The sequence below is a fragment of the Superficieibacter sp. 1612_C1 genome (assembly GCF_015234305.1).
In the GTDB taxonomy this organism is placed as follows: Bacteria; Pseudomonadota; Gammaproteobacteria; order Enterobacterales; family Enterobacteriaceae; genus Superficieibacter.
Genome location: NZ_JADGMI010000009.1, coordinates 3,614 through 21,190, shown reverse-complemented (window position 1 = coordinate 21,190; position 17,577 = coordinate 3,614). Strand labels below are relative to the sequence as shown.

The 17,577-nt window shown below is 54.6% G+C and carries 15 protein-coding genes and 1 rRNA gene; 13 read left to right on the top strand and 3 right to left on the bottom strand.

Annotated elements, in window-relative coordinates; all coding sequences use genetic code 11:
• Position 1 precedes the first annotated feature (1 nt).
• From tatB to tatD, 3 genes are all read left to right on the top strand, one after another.
• Positions 2-532, top strand: coding sequence for a Sec-independent protein translocase protein TatB (tatB, locus tag INT84_RS22955; RefSeq protein ID WP_194208618.1), 531 nt, complete (start codon positions 2-4; stop codon positions 530-532).
• Between the two features lie 2 nt (positions 533-534).
• Positions 535-1,302: a Sec-independent protein translocase subunit TatC gene (tatC, locus tag INT84_RS22950; protein WP_176917616.1), complete on the top strand. Its 768-nt coding sequence runs from the start codon at positions 535-537 to the stop codon at positions 1,300-1,302.
• A gap of 158 nt (positions 1,303-1,460) precedes the next feature.
• Entirely contained in the window at positions 1,461-2,243 is a 783-nt protein-coding gene (gene tatD / locus INT84_RS22945) for a 3'-5' ssDNA/RNA exonuclease TatD (protein ID WP_194208617.1), read from the top strand.
• A gap of 3 nt (positions 2,244-2,246) precedes the next feature.
• On the opposite strand, the gene rfaH is transcribed toward tatD, so the two are convergent.
• Complete coding sequence (rfaH, locus tag INT84_RS22940; protein ID WP_176917618.1) at positions 2,247-2,735, bottom strand: transcription/translation regulatory transformer protein RfaH; 489 nt, start codon at positions 2,733-2,735, stop codon at positions 2,247-2,249.
• A gap of 176 nt (positions 2,736-2,911) precedes the next feature.
• Between rfaH and ubiD the strand changes: the two genes are divergently transcribed.
• From ubiD to INT84_RS22915, 5 genes are all read left to right on the top strand, one after another.
• Complete coding sequence (ubiD, locus tag INT84_RS22935) at positions 2,912-4,393, top strand: 4-hydroxy-3-polyprenylbenzoate decarboxylase (RefSeq protein WP_194208616.1); 1,482 nt, start codon at positions 2,912-2,914, stop codon at positions 4,391-4,393.
• Positions 4,394-4,476: 83 nt separating this feature from the next.
• Complete coding sequence (gene fre, locus INT84_RS22930) at positions 4,477-5,178, top strand: NAD(P)H-flavin reductase (RefSeq protein WP_194208615.1); 702 nt, start codon at positions 4,477-4,479, stop codon at positions 5,176-5,178.
• A gap of 212 nt (positions 5,179-5,390) precedes the next feature.
• Positions 5,391-6,320, top strand: coding sequence for an ROK family protein (locus INT84_RS22925; RefSeq protein ID WP_194208614.1), 930 nt, complete (start codon positions 5,391-5,393; stop codon positions 6,318-6,320).
• Positions 6,317-7,306: a LacI family DNA-binding transcriptional regulator gene (locus INT84_RS22920; RefSeq protein ID WP_194208613.1), complete on the top strand. Its 990-nt coding sequence runs from the start codon at positions 6,317-6,319 to the stop codon at positions 7,304-7,306. The genes INT84_RS22925 and INT84_RS22920 overlap by 4 nt, the downstream gene beginning before the upstream one ends.
• Positions 7,307-7,351: 45 nt before the next feature.
• A complete protein-coding gene (locus INT84_RS22915; RefSeq protein ID WP_194208612.1) occupies positions 7,352-7,972 on the top strand; it encodes a DUF1287 domain-containing protein in 621 nt (206 codons plus the stop codon).
• A gap of 132 nt (positions 7,973-8,104) precedes the next feature.
• Here the strand turns inward: INT84_RS22915 and fadA are convergent, their stop codons facing one another.
• Entirely contained in the window at positions 8,105-9,268 is a 1,164-nt protein-coding gene (gene fadA, locus INT84_RS22910; protein ID WP_194208611.1) for an acetyl-CoA C-acyltransferase FadA, read from the bottom strand.
• A 9-nt stretch (positions 9,269-9,277) separates the two neighbouring features.
• The gene (fadB, locus tag INT84_RS22905) at positions 9,278-11,467 is read right to left on the bottom strand and encodes a fatty acid oxidation complex subunit alpha FadB (RefSeq protein ID WP_194208610.1); all 2,190 of its coding nucleotides are present in this window, start codon (positions 11,465-11,467) and stop codon (positions 9,278-9,280) included.
• A 188-nt stretch (positions 11,468-11,655) separates the two neighbouring features.
• On the opposite strand from fadB, the gene pepQ reads away from it, so the two are divergent.
• The 5 genes from pepQ to INT84_RS22880 all read left to right on the top strand — a co-directional run bounded on the left by pepQ (position 11,656) and on the right by INT84_RS22880 (position 17,565).
• A complete protein-coding gene (gene pepQ, locus INT84_RS22900) occupies positions 11,656-12,987 on the top strand; it encodes a Xaa-Pro dipeptidase (RefSeq protein WP_194208609.1) in 1,332 nt (443 codons plus the stop codon).
• A complete protein-coding gene (locus INT84_RS22895; RefSeq protein WP_194208608.1) occupies positions 12,987-13,601 on the top strand; it encodes an IMPACT family protein in 615 nt (204 codons plus the stop codon). Before pepQ ends, INT84_RS22895 begins: the two co-directional genes overlap by 1 nt.
• A gap of 38 nt (positions 13,602-13,639) precedes the next feature.
• Positions 13,640-15,091 (top strand): Trk system potassium transporter TrkH, encoded by a 1,452-nt coding sequence (trkH, locus tag INT84_RS22890; RefSeq protein ID WP_176917628.1) that lies wholly within the window; start codon positions 13,640-13,642, stop codon positions 15,089-15,091.
• Positions 15,092-15,103: 12 nt separating this feature from the next.
• Entirely contained in the window at positions 15,104-15,649 is a 546-nt protein-coding gene (gene hemG, locus INT84_RS22885; RefSeq protein ID WP_194208607.1) for a menaquinone-dependent protoporphyrinogen IX dehydrogenase, read from the top strand.
• 374 nt (positions 15,650-16,023) lie between these two features.
• Positions 16,024-17,565, top strand: a 16S ribosomal RNA gene (locus tag INT84_RS22880).
• The last annotated feature ends 12 nt before the right edge of the window (positions 17,566-17,577 follow it).

The following is a 17,577-nucleotide window of genomic DNA, read 5'->3' as shown; positions in this document are numbered from 1 at the left end:
CGTGTTCGATATTGGTTTTAGTGAACTGCTGCTGGTATTCGTTATTGGCCTGATTGTTCTTGGGCCAAAGCGTTTGCCGGTGGCCGTCAAAACGGTGGTCGGCTGGATCCGTGCGCTGCGCTCGCTGGCTTCTACGGTGCAGAACGAACTGGCTCAGGAGTTAAAGCTCCAGGAGCTTCAGGACAGCCTGAAGAAAGTGGAAAAGGCCAGCCTCAACAACTTATCGCCTGAATTAAAAGCTTCAATGGATGAGTTGCGTGAAGCCGCGGAATCCATGAAACGCTCTTACAGCGCTCACGATCCCGAGAAAGAGAGTGACGAAGCCCATACCATCCATAACCCGCTGGTAAAAGGTAACGAAGCGCAGCACGAAGGCGTCACGCCTGCGACGGCAGAAAATCAGGCCAGCGCCCAGGAGCAATCCCCGCAGGAACCTGCCGTGGAAAATGTTGACGTTGCTGTAACGCTCACCAAAAAACCGGTTGCGGCACCCGTTTCTGACTCATCTTCTTCTTCAAGTGATAAAGCGTAAACATGGCCGTAGAAGACACTCAACCCCTTATTGCGCATCTGATTGAGCTGCGCAAGCGCCTGCTTAACAGCATTATTGCTGTTATTGTCATTTTTCTGGCACTGGTTTCTTTTGCCAATGAAATTTACTACCTGGTGTCCGCACCGCTGATTAAGCAAATGCCGCTGGGTGCCACGATGATTGCTACTGATGTGGCGTCGCCGTTTTTCACGCCGATTAAGCTGACCTTTATGGTGTCGGTGATTTTGTCCGCACCGGTGATCCTTTATCAGGTCTGGGCCTTTGTTGCGCCTGCGTTGTATAAGCATGAGCGCCGTCTGGTGATGCCGTTGCTGGTTTCCAGTACGCTGCTGTTTTACATCGGGATGGCGTTTGCCTATTTCGTTGTATTTCCGCTGGCGTTTGGTTTCCTGACGCATACCGCGCCGGAAGGTGTGCAGGTCTCGACGGATATCAGTAGCTACCTGAGCTTTGTCATGGCGCTGTTTATGGCCTTCGGCGTCGCCTTCGAGGTGCCGGTTGCCATTATCCTGATCTGCTGGTTAGGGGTGACAACGCCGGACGATCTGCGCGCCAAGCGTCCCTACGTACTGGTCGGCGCGTTTGTAGTGGGAATGCTGCTGACGCCGCCGGATGTGTTCTCGCAAACGCTGCTGGCAATTCCGATGTACTGCCTGTTTGAAGTGGGCCTGTTCTTCTCGCGTTTTTACGTCGGCAAACGGCGTACCCGCGATGAAGATGCCGCGCAGGAAGCTGAAAGCGAAGAGTAATTTTAGGGCGCTAAGGTTGATGACAAATCGTCCGTGGATATCGGGGCGACCGCCGGGTTGGGCCTCCCTCCGGGAACCCAATCCCGGCGTTTCCCCTGAGAAGCTCTTTATCAACGATTTGACCGCCCGTTCAGGGCGGTTTGTTTTTGGGGAAAACGATGTTTGATATCGGGGTGAATCTTACCAGTTCGCAGTTTGCGAAAGACTACGCAGAGGTTGTGGCCCGCGCGCGGGACGCAGGCGTCAGCGGGATGCTGCTGACCGGCACCAACCAGCATGAAAGCGAGCAGGCGCAGCGGATGGCGCGGGAACTGGTCAATTGCTGGTCAACTGCGGGCGTACATCCTCATGACAGCAGTAGCTGGAATACTGAAGTTGCTGACGCTATCTACGCGCTGGCATCGCAGCCGGAAGTAGTGGCGATGGGCGAATGCGGGCTGGATTTTAACCGCAATTACTCCACGCCGCAGGCGCAGGAAGCCGCATTCAGCGCGCAACTGGCGATGGCCGCTGAACTTGCAATGCCGGTATTTCTCCACTGCCGCGATGCGCATTCACGTTTTATGACCTTGCTGGAACCCTGGTTGGATAAGCTGCCGGGCGCAGTCGTTCACTGTTTTACCGGGACGCGCGAGGAAATGCAGCAGTGTATCGATCGGGGGCTGTATATCGGCATCACCGGCTGGGTGTGCGATGAACGACGCGGGCTGGAACTCAGGGAGCTACTGCCTTTTATTCCCGCAGAACGGCTGATGATTGAGACCGATGCGCCCTGGCTACTGCCGCGCGATATCCGGCCGAAACCTGCTTCCCGGCGTAACGAACCCGCGCTGCTGAAGCACATTCTCGAACGCGTGGCGTACTGGCGCGGCGAAACCTCAGACACGCTGGAAAGTATCACTGACGCCAATGTCCGGGCTTTATTTGGAATACAGTTTTAAGCGTCAGACCTTGCGGAATTCGGTATTTTTCACGCTGTGCATGACCTGTTTATTTAACAGGTTCAGCAGCAGCATAGAGCGGGCTTCGCCGTCAGGCTCGGTGAAAATCGCTTCCAGCCCTTCAAATGCGCCTTCGGTGATGAGCACGCTGTCGCCAGGGTAAGGCGTACCTGGATCGGTGATCCCTTCAGGCTTAGCGATGGAAAGCTGGTGAATTACCGCCGAGGGAACGGTCGCCGCTTTTGCGCCGAAACGGACAAAATGGCTGACGCCGCGCGTGGCGTTAATGGTAGTGGTATGAATAACTTCCGGATCGAACTCAACGAACATATAGTTGGGGAATAAAGGCTCACTCACCGGGGTACGCTTGCCACGCACTATTTTCTCCAGGGTGATCATGGGCGTCAGGCAGTTTACCGCCTGGCGTTCGAGATGCTCCTGAGCGCGCTGAAGTTGTCCGCGTTTGCAGTACAGTAAATACCAGGCTTGCATAATGGCTCTATTCCGCTAATCCGGGGCGCAAGCATAACAAAAGGACGCCCTTAAGTTAATTATAATCCCCGCTGATTGTTAGCAAGATCAGAATTCACCCTAATTTAACAAAAATACAGCATCCCCCTGCCTTAGGCCGTATAATAAACCGCTGACAAAGAGGCCATACTGACGCCATGAAATACCACGACTTACGCGATTTTCTGACGCTGCTGGAACAGCAGGGTGAACTTAAACGCATCACGCTTGCGGTCGATCCTCATCTTGAAATCACCGAAATTGCCGACCGCACGCTGCGGGCGGGCGGGCCTGCGCTGCTGTTTGAGAATCCAAAAGGTTACACCATGCCGGTGCTGTGCAATCTCTTCGGCACGCCTAAGCGCGTGGCGATGGGCATGGGCCAGCAGGACGTTAAGGCGCTGCGCGAGGTCGGTAAGTTACTGGCCTTTTTGAAAGAGCCGGAACCACCGAAAGGGTTTCGCGATCTGTTCGATAAGCTGCCGCAGTTTAAGCAAGTGCTGAATATGCCGACGAAACGTCTGCGTGGCGCGCCCTGTCAGCAAAAGGTGTTTCAGGGCGAAGAGGTCGATTTGTCACGTATTCCGATTATGACTTGCTGGCCAGAAGATGCCGCGCCGCTAATCACCTGGGGGCTGACGGTCACTCGCGGCCCGCATAAAGAGCGGCAGAATTTAGGCATTTATCGCCAGCAGCTGATTGGTAAAAATAAGCTGATTATGCGCTGGCTGTCGCATCGCGGCGGCGCGCTGGATTATCAGGAGTGGTGTGCCGCCCATCCGGGCGAGCGCTTCCCGATTTCAGTGGCGCTGGGTGCCGATCCGGCGACTATCCTCGGCGCAGTTACGCCGGTTCCCGATACGCTCTCTGAATACGCCTTTGCCGGCCTGCTGCGCGGCACGAAAACCGAAGTGGTGAAGTGTATCTCAAACGATCTCGAAGTGCCCGCCAGCGCGGAAATCGTGCTTGAGGGCTATATCGAGCCAGGTGAAATGGCACCGGAAGGTCCCTATGGCGACCATACAGGCTACTATAACGAGGTCGATAACTTCCCGGTCTTTACCGTCACGCATATTACCCAGCGTGAAGATGCGATTTACCACTCCACTTATACCGGACGTCCGCCAGACGAACCGGCGGTACTGGGCGTCGCGCTCAATGAAGTCTTTGTGCCAATTTTGCAAAAGCAGTTTCCGGAGATTGTCGATTTCTACCTGCCGCCGGAAGGGTGCTCCTATCGGCTGGCGGTGGTGACGATGAAGAAGCAGTATGCCGGTCACGCGAAGCGCGTGATGATGGGCGTGTGGTCCTTCCTGCGCCAGTTTATGTACACCAAGTTCGTTATTGTCTGCGATGATGACGTTAACGCCCGCGACTGGAACGATGTGATTTGGGCGATCACTACCCGTATGGACCCAGCCCGTGATACGGTACTGGTAGAAAACACGCCAATTGATTATCTGGATTTTGCCTCTCCGGTTTCTGGTCTCGGCTCAAAAATGGGCCTGGATGCGACGAATAAATGGCCGGGTGAGACGCAGCGCGAATGGGGAAGACCCATTAAAAAAGATCCAGACGTAACGGCACGTATTGATGCCATCTGGGATGAACTGGCTATTTTTACTGAAAGCAAAAGCTAACCCCGGACGGTAAATCAGAGTGGCATATCGCCATTCACCTGCAACCTGAAATGTGACGAGTATAGACCCGACAGAGGGAAACCATGACAACCTTAAGCTGTAAAGTGACCTCGGTGGAAGCGATCACCGACACTGTGTATCGCGTCCGTCTGGTGCCGGAAACCGCGTTTTCCTTTCGCGCAGGCCAGTACCTGATGGTCGTTATGGATGAACGTGACAAACGTCCGTTCTCCATGGCTTCTACCCCGTCTGAAAAAGAGTTTATCGAGTTGCATATCGGTGCCTCGGAGCTGAATCTCTACGCGATGGCCGTTATGGATCGCATTTTGAAAGAGCGAAATATCGTTATCGATATTCCTCATGGCGAAGCCTGGCTGCGCGAGGATGAAGATCGTCCGTTGATCCTGATCGCCGGTGGAACGGGCTTTTCCTATGCACGCTCTATCCTGCTTACCGCGCTGGCACAGAATCCGGATCGCCACATCACTATTTACTGGGGCGGGCGTGAAGAGAAGCATCTTTACGATCTGTCCGAGCTGGAAGCGCTTTCCGTCAGTCATCCCAATCTGCGGATTGAAGCGGTGGTGGAACAACCGGAAGAAAACTGGCGCGGGCGTACCGGTACGGTGTTGACCGCCGTGCTTCAGGATCATGGCTCGCTGGCCGCGCACGATATCTACATCGCCGGTCGTTTCGAAATGGCGAAAATTGCCCGCGATCTGTTTTGTAATGAACGCGGCGCGCGCGAAGATCGCCTGTTTGGCGATGCCTTTGCGTTTATCTGATCGCGATACCGGGAAGACGGCGTTTTCCCGGTTTTTAACTATATAGTAAACACCTCCAGTGCTCATCTTGTGTATCGCTCGCTTTTGTCTCGCCGAAAAGTGTGAGGCTCTGCGCAAATAACAATTTTTACTCCCTCCGTTTACCCTTTCACAATTGCGTATAGTAAACAAAATCCTCATTCTGCTGTTTTGCCATAAGCTGAGGATTAGCGATGAAATTAGGACTGGATATTGGTGGTACAAAAATCGAAGCCGTCGTTCTGGACGATCATGGAGCGATTTGCTATCGGGAACGTTACGCGACGCAAAAACAGAGCTATGCGAGTTTTTTTCAGTCGGTCGTCGGGATTATTCGTCTGGCGCAGGCTGCATTTCCTCCCCCTTTAACGGTTGGCATCGGTGTCCCTGGCGCGGTTGATCCCACCAGCGGGCTGATTAAAAACTCCAATATTCTGGTGCTGAACCAACAACCTTTCGCCAGCGATCTTGAACAAACTTTAGCGATCCCGGTGACCATTACCAACGACGCTAACTGCTTTACGTTGTCAGAAGCGATGGACGGAAGCGGACAAGGGTATGGCGTGGTGTTCGGCGTTATTCTTGGTACTGGCTGCGGCGGCGGGCTTTGTGTGGATCAGCGTTTAATTACGGGGCCGAACGCCTGCGCGGGAGAGTGGGGGCATAACGCGCTTCCTCGCTATGATGCTAACGCGGATGGCGAATCAGCGCTCTGCTATTGCGGCTATTACAACTGTATTGAGAGCTTTATTTCCGGCAGCGGGCTGGAGCGTCAGTACCACAGCATGTTTAATAAACACGCTGCTGTACCTGAGATCATCAGGCAGGTAGGCGCAGGTGACGAACAGGCAATCGGATTATGGCAGCGGCATGGCGATCAGCTTGCCCGCGCTTTAGCCAGCATCATTAATATGATCGACCCTGACGTGATTGTGCTGGGTGGCGGCGTGTCGAACATTGATATGCTCTATACGGGTTTGCAACAGCGAGTGGCGAATTACGTTTTTGGCCGTCAGTGTAATACGCCAATTTTACGTGCCAGCCACGGCGACAGCAGCGGCGTGCGTGGCGCGGCCTGGCTTGGGGCGGCATCGTCGAGAATCTCAACAACGAGTAATGAATGACTAAGCCGGTACGGATCAGAGATATCGCGGAAGCCTGCGGCGTGTCAGTGGGCGCGGTTTCTCGCGCCCTGAAAGGCCAGTCCGGTTTACGCGAAGAGACGCGCCAGCGTATTATTTCGGTGGCGGAGCAGCAGGGCTATGATTTTTCCCGCCTGCGCAGCGAAAAAATAAAACGCATCCTGTTTTTACTTCACCGCCAGCACAACATCAGCCGCGCGCTACCGTTCTATTCGCAGCTATTGCTGGGTATTGAAGATCGCTGTCGCGACAAAGGCATTGCACTGAGCTTTCTGGCAATTGGCCCTGGCGACGCGGTGAGTGAACAGGTGATGCTGCACCAGCCCGATGCGCTGATTTGCGCGGGCTTCTTCGAACCGGAGCTTCTGGCCTTATTACAGCAAATGAAGCTGCCGCTGGTGCTGGCGGATTCCTGGGCACCGGGACTACCGTGTGTTAACCCGGATAATATGCTGGGAGGTGAATTAGCCACCCGCCATCTTATTGCGCAGGGAAGACGGCGTATTGCGTTTCTGGCGAGCACGTTGTCGCACTACAGTATTCGCCAGCGCGAAAAAGGCTATCGGAAAGCGTTGTACGATGCGCAAATGCTGATGCCACCTGACTATGAAGCCATTGCGCCGCCGCTGCTGGATACCGAGCAGTCACTTATTCAGGCAGTCAATGAGCTTCTCGATCTCCCTGAACCGCCGGATGCGATTTTCGCCTATAACGATGCCGCGGCGCTGGTGGTAATGCGTCTCTGTGCCGAACGCGGATTACGTATTCCTGAAGATATTGCGCTGGTCGGTTTTGATGACATTGATTCCGCCGCATGGGCGTCGCCGCCGTTAACCACTATCGCCGTTGATAAACAACAGCTGGGACGCGAAGCGGTGCGGCTTTTGCTTGAAGGAACTAAGGAAGATAATCAACTGCTTCCCGTCAGTCTGGTGATGCGCGGCAGCACTGAAAAAGCGGGACTCTGACGTACAAAGGGTCCATATTACGCAGATTGTTCAGGGAGGAGTGCAATGCATAAAGCGTTTATCGTCGCGATAATTTTGGTTGGCGGTCTGGCAAGTCAGACATTATTCTCGCCAACAGTAGAGGGAGTACCGGTGGCGTTGCCGCCAGTGTCGGCTACTAATCTGGCGGTTGCCAGCAGCGCTAAACAGCAGGTGGGAAAGACGCTGTTTTACGATCCTGCTTACAGCCGAATCAGCTATCCCGGCGGTGATGTGCCGCTGGAGCGTGGCGTTTGTGCCGATGTGGTGATCCGCGCCTTGCGGAGTCAGCAGGTCGATTTACAGCAGTTAGTGCATGACGATATGAAGGCGCACTTTTCCGCCTATCCGCAAAAGTGGAAGTTGACTCGTCCCGATACCAATATTGACCATCGGCGAGTATTTAATCTGGAAACCTGGTTTGCCCGCCATCATAAATCTCAGCCGGTAAGCGATAGTCAGGCGGATTACCTTCCCGGTGATATCGTTTCATGGCGGCTCGATAACGGCCTCGCCCATATTGGGATTGTTGCTGATGAACGGGCGCGGGACGGGACGCCGCTGGTGGTTCACAATATTGGGTCGGGTGCACAGCTGGAGAATGTGCTGTTTAGCTGGCGCATTGTGGGACACTATCGCTACTTTTAAAGTGAAAAAGCCCGCCCCTGACAGGCGGGAAAACAGCAACTAAACCTTTTTGCCGGAACAATGCTGTGTTTCATACCGGATAAGACCTTTTAGCGTCATCATCCGGCATGGTCGTCCGGCCAGAAACAGAGGTTAAACCCGCTCAAACACCGTCGCGATCCCCTGACCCAGCCCGATGCACATCGTTGCCAGACCAAACTGCACGTCCTGACGTTCCATCAGATTCAACAGCGTGGTACTGATACGTGCTCCGGAGCAACCGAGCGGGTGGCCCAGGGCGATTGCGCCGCCGTTGAGGTTGATCTTCTCGTCGATCTGCTCCATCAATCCCAGATCTTTAATGCATGGCAGGATCTGCGCGGCGAAGGCTTCGTTCATCTCAAACAGACCGATATCGCTGGTCGAAAGCCCCGCTTTTTTCAGCGCCAGCCTTGAAGCCGGAACCGGGCCGTAGCCCATGATAGAGGGATCGCAGCCGACAACCGCCATGGAGCGGATGCGGGCGCGAGGCGTAAGGCCCAGTTCGCGGGCGCGGCTTTCGCTCATCACCAGCATGGCTGCTGCGCCGTCAGAAAGGGCAGAAGAGGTGCCTGCGGTAACTGTGCCGCTGACCGGGTCGAATGCCGGTTTTAATGCTGACAGAGCATCAACCGTGGTTTCCGGGCGGATCACTTCATCGTAATTAAACTGCTTCAGCACACCATCGGCATCGTGACCGCCGGTGGGGATGATTTCCTTTTTAAATGCGCCGGACTGCGTGGCGGCCCAGGCGCGGGCATGGGAACGCGCGGCGAACTGGTCCTGCATTTCACGACTGATGCCGTGCATACGGGAGAGCATCTCTGCCGTCAGGCCCATCATGCCCGCCGCTTTGGCGACGTTGCGGCTTAAGCCCGGATGGAAATCGACCCCGTGGCTCATCGGTACATGGCCCATATGTTCCACGCCACCCACCAGGCACGCCTGCGCATCGCCGGTCATAATCATTCGCGCCGCGTCGTGCAGCGCCTGCATCGACGAACCACACAGGCGGTTAACGGTCACCGCCGGAACGGAGTGGGGGATTTCAGCTAACAGCGCGGCGTTGCGGGCGATGTTAAAACCCTGCTCCAGCGTTTGCTGCACGCAGCCCCAGTAAATATCGTCCAGGGCGCTGGCCTCTAAAGCCGGATTGCGCGCCAGCAGGCTACGCATTAAATGTGCCGAGAGATCTTCCGCACGCACATGGCGGAACGCGCCCCCTTTGGAACGCCCCATCGGGGTACGAATTGCATCTACAATAACAACCTGTTCCATTGTGACTCCTTAAGCCGTTTTCAGCTCGCCAACCGGACGGGCAGGCTCAACCGGGGGATAGTACGGTTCGTTCTGGCGCGCTTTCTGTTGCAGACCTTCCGGCACGGCATACAGCGAACCGAGGTGCTGATATTGCTGGGCCATATCAAGGTATTTTGCGCTGCCAAGCGTATCCAGCCAGCGGAATGCGCCGCCGTGGAACGGCGGGAAGCCGAGACCGTAGACCAGTGCCATATCCGCTTCCGCCGGGCTGGCAATGATGCCCTCTTCCAGACAGCGCACCACTTCGTTGACCATCGGGATCATCATGCGGGCAATAATCTCGTCGTCGCTAAAATCGCGCTTCGCTTTGCTGACGTCGGTCAGCAGACCATCGACGGCATCATCTTCTTCTTTCTTCGGCTTACCTTTGCTGTCTTCTTTATAGCGCCAGAAACCGAGGCCGTTTTTCTGCCCGTAACGGTTGGCTTCGAACAGCGCGTCGATTGCATCGCGATAATCTTTTTGCATCCGCTGCGGGAAACCCGCGGCCATGACGGCCTGGGCGTGATGCGCAGTATCAATGCCGACCACGTCCAGCAGGTAGGCCGGGCCCATCGGCCAGCCGAACTGTTTCTCCATCACTTTATCGACTTTGCGGAAGTCCGCGCCGTCGCGCAGCAGCTGGCTGAATCCGGCGAAGTAGGGGAACAGGACGCGGTTAACAAAGAAGCCGGGGCAGTCGTTGACCACAATCGGCGTTTTACCCATTTTGCTGGCCCAGGCCACCACTTTGGCAATGGTCTGGTCAGAGGTTTTCTCGCCGCGAATCACTTCGACCAGCGGCATCCGGTGCACCGGGTTAAAGAAGTGCATACCGCAGAAGTTTTCCGGGCGTTTCAGCACGCTGGCCAGCTCGCTAATCGGAATGGTCGAGGTGTTAGAGGCCAGAACGGTATCCGGACGAACCTTCTCTTCCGTTTCTGCCAGCACCGCTTTCTTCACCTTTGGATTTTCAATCACCGCTTCGACGACAACATCGGCACGTTCAAAATCGGCGTAATTTAACGTTGGCTGGATAGTGGAAATGATCCCGGCCAGCTTCAGGCCGTTGATTTTGCCGCGCTCAAGCTGCTTGTTCAGCAGCTTGCCAGCTTCATTCATCCCGAGGGTCAACGACTTCTCGTTAATATCCTTCATGATGACCGGCACGCCTTTCCAGGCCGACTGATACGCAATGCCGCCGCCCATGATGCCCGCGCCCAGTACGGCTGCCTGCTTCGGCGTCTCGACATCTTTGGTCAGCTTTTTCGCCTTTCCTTTCACGTATTGATCGTTGAGGAAAATGCCGACCAGCGCGCGCGCCTCGGTGGAGTGGGCCAGCGGGACAAAGCTTTGGTTCTCCAGCTCCAGCGCTTCATCCCGACCGTGCCGGGAAGCCGCTTCGATCGTTTTTACGGCGGTGATGGGGGCCGGATAATGTTTCCCCGCAGTCTGCATCACCATGCCTTTGGCAATGGTAAAGCTCATGGTGGCTTCAATTTTACTTAAATGCAGCGGCTCCAGTTTCGGCTGGCGTTTGGCTTTCCAGTCCAGATCGCCGTTAATCGCCTGACGCAGAATGGCAATGGCTCCCTCACGCAGTTTTTCGGTTTTCACTACACCGTCGACCAGCCCGAGTTTAAGCGCCTGATCGGCGCTGACATCTTTTCCGGCGGCGATAATTTCCAGCGCACTATCGGCTCCCAGCAGACGGGGCAGGCGTACGGAACCACCAAAGCCCGGCATGATGCCCAGTTTGGTTTCCGGCAGGCCGATGCGCAGGTCAGGCGTGGCGAGGCGATAATCGGTTGCCAGCACACATTCGCAGCCACCGCCTAATGCATAACCGTTGACGGCGGAAAGGGTGGGAACCGGGAGATCTTCCAGACGGCAAAAGACGCTGTTCGCAAAACGTAGCCACTGGCTTAACTGCTCCTGCGGGACGAGGAACAGCGAGAGAAATTCGGTGATATCAGCACCCACGATAAAAGCCGCTTTATTTGAACTGAGCAGCAGCCCTTTTAAATCTTTTTGTTGCTCCAGCACGTCCAGCGCCTTGCCGAGGCTGGCGACGGTCGCAGTGTCGAGTTTGTTTACCGAGCCGGGCGCATCGAACACCAGTTCAGCGATGCCGTCTTCCAGCCAGTCAAGGTACAGGGTGTCGCCTTTGTAAAGCATGTCAGTCTCCTGAATCCGCGAAGGGATCTGGTCATACCAGATGAAGCGGAGTGTGGATTTTATGTTAATAAAATGCAAATTAATCATTAAGAAATTGCTGGCGTGATCACGCTCATGCGAAATCGCCCAGCCTTTATGAGGTGTGTTAAGATGCGAAGATCAGGGGCTAAATTTTGAAGGATAACGAGATGGACTCACTGGCTACACTTTATAAAAATCATATCGTTACGTTGCAGGAGCGTACCCGCGACGTAATGGCACGCTTTAAGCTCGATGCGCTGCTTATTCATTCCGGTGAACTGTTTAATGTCTTCCTTGACGATCACCCGTACCCGTTCAAGGTTAACCCGCAATTCAAGGCGTGGGTGCCGGTCACTCAGTTACCAAACTGCTGGCTACTGGTGGATGGCGTTAATAAACCGAAGCTGTGGTTTTACCTGCCGGTCGATTACTGGCACAACGTGGAACCGCTGCCGACCTCCTTCTGGACAGAAGAGATAGAGGTCATTGCCCTCCCGAAGGCGGACGGCATTGGCAGCCAGCTGCCTGCTGCGCGCGGTAATCTGGGTTATATCGGCCCGGTTCCAGAGCGCGCGCTGGGGCTGGATATTGCTGCCAGCAATATCAACCCGAAAGGGGTAGTTGATTATCTGCATTACCATCGTGCGTATAAGACCGACTATGAACTTGCCTGCATGCGCGAAGCGCAAAAAACGGCGGTTAACGGGCATCGTGCGGCAGAAGAGGCTTTCCGCTCCGGCATGAGCGAGTTTGATATCAATATCGCCTATCTGACGGCGACGGGTCATCGCGATATTGACGTGCCTTACAGCAACATCGTGGCGCTAAATGAGCATGCGTCTGTGCTGCATTACACTAAACTCGATCACCATGCGCCGTCTGAAATGCGCAGTTTCCTGCTGGATGCTGGCGCGGAATATAACGGCTACGCGGCTGACCTTACGCGTACCTGGGCGGCGAATAGTGATAACGACTATGCGCAGCTGATTAAAGATGTGAATGATGAGCAACTGGCGCTGATTGCCACCATGAAAGCGGGCGTTAGCTACGTGGATTATCATCTTCAGTTCCATCAACGCATCGCCAAAATTCTGCGTAAGCACCAAATCCTTATGGATATGAGTGAAGAGGCGCTGGTGGAAAACGATCTGACCGGACCGTTTATGCCGCACGGGATTGGGCATCCGCTGGGATTGCAGGTGCATGATGTCGCTGGCTTTATGCAGGATGACTCCGGGACTCATCTCGCCGCGCCGTCGAAATACCCGTATCTGCGCTGCACTCGCGTGCTGCAACCGGGCATGGTGCTGACGATTGAGCCGGGGATTTACTTCATCGAATCGCTGTTAGCGCCGTGGCGTGAAGGGCAGTTCAGTAAGCATTTCAACTGGCAGAAAATCGAAGCGCTCAAACCGTTCGGCGGCATTCGTATCGAAGACAACGTGGTGATCCATGAAAACCATGTTGAAAATATGACGCGGGATCTGAAACTGGCGTAATGGACAGTTGGTTAATCCCGGCGGCACCGTTGAGCATCGCTGAAGAGATCAAAAAAAGCCGCTTCATTACGTTGCTCGCCCATACGGACGGCGTTGAGGCGGCGAAAGCCTTTGTGGAGTCCGTGCGCGCTGCACATCCGGATGCGCGCCATTATTGCGTAGCATGGGTCGCCGGTGCGCCGGATGATTCACAGCAGCTGGGCTTTTCAGACGACGGTGAACCAGCGGGAACGGCGGGGAAACCGATGCTCGCGCAACTGATGGGCTGCGGTGTCGGAGAGATTACTGCCGTGGTGGTGCGTTACTACGGCGGCATTCTTCTCGGAACGGGTGGGCTGGTAAAGGCCTATGGCGGTGGCGTGAGTCAGGCATTGCGGCAGTTAACGACGCAGCGCAAGACGCCATTAACCGAATATACTTTGCAGTGTGAATATAGTCAGTTGGCCGGAATAGAAACCTTGTTAGGGCAGTTTGCCGGTAACATCGTCAGCAGCGAGTATCAGGCTGTTGTGATGCTGCGAGTAGCGCTTCCTTATGCGAACGTGAATGAATTTTCAGCAAGGCTGGCGGATTTTAGCCGTGGTTCATTGCAATTGTTAGCGATTGAAGAATAATCCCCACCTTATTTTTACTATCACAGGAAGCGGCAGAGATGCATTTTCGCGCCATTACCCGAATCGTTGGACTACTGGTTATCTTGTTTTCGGGGACAATGATCCTCCCCGGACTGGTAGCACTGATTTACCGCGATGGGGCCGGTCGGGCATTTACCCAGACCTTTTTTGTCGCGCTGGCCATTGGCTCCTTGCTGTGGTGGCCCAACCGTCGGCAAAAAGGCGAGTTGAAGTCGCGTGAAGGGTTTCTGATCGTCGTGCTTTTCTGGACGGTGCTGGGAAGCGTCGGTGCCTTACCTTTTATCTTCTCTGAACGGCCTAATCTGACCGTCACCGATGCGTTCTTTGAATCTTTCTCCGGCCTCACAACGACGGGCGCGACCACGCTGGTTGGGCTGGATTCCTTACCTCACGGTATTCTTTTCTACCGGCAAATGCTGCAATGGTTCGGCGGGATGGGGATCATTGTGCTGGCGGTGGCTATCCTGCCGATCCTGGGGGTCGGGGGAATGCAGCTTTATCGCGCCGAAATGCCGGGGCCGCTAAAAGACAATAAAATGCGCCCGCGTATTGCTGAAACGGCGAAAACGCTATGGCTGATTTACGTTTTACTGACGGTGGCCTGTGCGCTGGCGCTGTGGTTCGCCGGGATGCCCGCCTTCGACGCCATTGGGCATAGCTTCGCCACTATCGCCATCGGGGGCTTCTCCACCCATGACGCCAGCGTGGGGTATTTTGACAGCCCCACCATTAATACCATTATTGCTATCTTCCTGCTGATCTCCGGCTGTAACTATGGTCTGCACTTTTCCCTGCTAAGCGGGCGAAATTTGAAGGTTTACTGGCGCGATCCGGAATTTCGCATGTTTATTGGCGTCCAGCTGACGCTGGTGGTGATTTGTACCCTGGTGCTGTGGTTTCACGATGTGTATAACGCAGCGGTGACGACGCTGAACCAGGCTTTTTTCCAGGTCGTGTCAATGGCGACGACGGCGGGGTTCACCACAGACAGTATTGCTCGCTGGCCGCTATTCCTGCCAGTGCTGTTGCTGTGCTCTGCTTTTATTGGTGGTTGCGCGGGGTCTACCGGCGGCGGCCTGAAAGTGATTCGTATCCTGCTACTGTTTAAACAGGGAAACCGGGAACTGAAGCGTCTGGTGCATCCGAATGCCGTCTATAGCATTAAGTTAGGCAACCGGGCGCTGCCGGAGCGGATCCTTGAAGCGGTGTGGGGTTTTTTCTCCGCTTATGCGCTGGTCTTTATTGTCAGTATGCTGGCGATCATTGCGACCGGCGTGGATGACTTCTCAGCCTTCGCCTCGGTGGTTGCCACACTGAATAACCTCGGACCCGGACTTGGCGTGGTGGCGGATAACTTTGCCAGCATGAACCCGGTCGCGAAATGGATATTGATCGCCAACATGCTGTTCGGTCGACTTGAAGTCTTTACGTTACTGGTGCTTTTTACCCCGACGTTCTGGCGTGATTAACTGGAGTATGCATTGAAAACATTGATTCTGTTCTCGACGAGAGATGGGCAAACGCGCGAGATTGCCGCTTTTATTGCGTCTGAACTTAAAGAGCAGGGCATCTGGTCTGATTTGGTCAATCTTAACCGCACGGATGACATTGACTGGGCGCTCTATGATCGGGTAGTGATTGGCGCTTCCATTCGTTATGGACACTATCATCCGGCGCTGGAAAGTTTTATTAAAAAGCATCTGCAGGCGCTTGAGAAACTGCCGGGCGCTTTCTTCTCGGTGAATCTGGTGGCGCGTAAAGCCGAGAAGCGTACGCCGCAAACCAACAGTTATACCCGCAAGTTTCTCCTCAGCTCGCCGTGGCAACCGACATTGTGCGCGGTCTTTGCGGGCGCGCTACGTTACCCTCATTACCGTTGGTATGACCGTATGATGATCCGCCTGATTATGAAGATGACCGGGGGTGAAACGGATACCCGTAAAGAAGTGGTCTATACCGACTGGAACCAGGCGGCGGTTTTTGCGCGGGAAATCGCCCAATTATCCGACAATGCGTCGCTGAAATAAGCGATAAGAATGAAAAACAGGCAGTCGATAAGTTTTTTTAAATTTATGCTTGTCAGCCCGGAATAACTCCCTATAATGCGCCTCCACTGACACGGAACAACGGCAAACAAGCCGACCGGTTAGCGAGGCTCCTCCGGGAACTTCAGCAGAGAAAAGCGAAATTAACGCTTGACTCTGAAGCGGGAAAGCGTAATATGCACACCCCGCGCCGCAGCGAAAAACGAAGCGGCACTGCTCTTTAACAATTTATCAGACAATCTGTGTGGGCACTCGAAGATACGGATTCTTAAATGCCGAAAGGCAAAAATGAATACCAAGTCTCAAGAGTGAACACGTAATTCATTACGAAGTTTAATTCTCTGAGCATCAAACTTAAATTGAAGAGTTTGATCATGGCTCAGATTGAACGCTGGCGGCAGGCCTAACACATGCAAGTCGAACGGTAACAGGAAGCAGCTTGCTGCTTCGCTGACGAGTGGCGGACGGGTGAGTAATGTCTGGGAAACTGCCTGATGGAGGGGGATAACTACTGGAAACGGTAGCTAATACCGCATAACGTCTTCGGACCAAAGAGGGGGACCTTCGGGCCTCTTGCCATCGGATGTGCCCAGATGGGATTAGCTTGTTGGTGGGGTAACGGCTCACCAAGGCGACGATCCCTAGCTGGTCTGAGAGGATGACCAGCCACACTGGAACTGAGACACGGTCCAGACTCCTACGGGAGGCAGCAGTGGGGAATATTGCACAATGGGCGCAAGCCTGATGCAGCCATGCCGCGTGTATGAAGAAGGCCTTCGGGTTGTAAAGTACTTTCAGCGGGGAGGAAGGGGTTGTGGTTAATAACCGCAGCCATTGACGTTACCCGCAGAAGAAGCACCGGCTAACTCCGTGCCAGCAGCCGCGGTAATACGGAGGGTGCAAGCGTTAATCGGAATTACTGGGCGTAAAGCGCACGCAGGCGGCGTGTCAAGTCGGATGTGAAATCCCCGGGCTCAACCCGGGAACTGCATTCGAAACTGGCATGCTAGAGTCTTGTAGAGGGGGGTAGAATTCCAGGTGTAGCGGTGAAATGCGTAGAGATCTGGAGGAATACCGGTGGCGAAGGCGGCCCCCTGGACAAAGACTGACGCTCAGGTGCGAAAGCGTGGGGAGCAAACAGGATTAGATACCCTGGTAGTCCACGCCGTAAACGATGTCGACTTGGAGGTTGTGCCCTTGAGGCGTGGCTTCCGGAGCTAACGCGTTAAGTCGACCGCCTGGGGAGTACGGCCGCAAGGTTAAAACTCAAATGAATTGACGGGGGCCCGCACAAGCGGTGGAGCATGTGGTTTAATTCGATGCAACGCGAAGAACCTTACCTGGTCTTGACATCCACGGAAGGTCTCAGAGATGAGACTGTGCCTTCGGGAACCGTGAGACAGGTGCTGCATGGCTGTCGTCAGCTCGTGTTGTGAAATGTTGGGTTAAGTCCCGCAACGAGCGCAACCCTTATCCTTTGTTGCCAGCGGTCCGGCCGGGAACTCAAAGGAGACTGCCAGTGATAAACTGGAGGAAGGTGGGGATGACGTCAAGTCATCATGGCCCTTACGACCAGGGCTACACACGTGCTACAATGGCATATACAAAGAGAAGCGACCTCGCGAGAGCAAGCGGACCTCATAAAGTATGTCGTAGTCCGGATCGGAGTCTGCAACTCGACTCCGTGAAGTCGGAATCGCTAGTAATCGTGGATCAGAATGCCACGGTGAATACGTTCCCGGGCCTTGTACACACCGCCCGTCACACCATGGGAGTGGGTTGCAAAAGAAGTAGGTAGCTTAACCTTCGGGAGGGCGCTTACCACTTTGTGATTCATGACTGGGGTGAAGTCGTAACAAGGTAACCGTAGGGGAACCTGCGGTTGGATCACCTCCTTACCTTAAAGAACC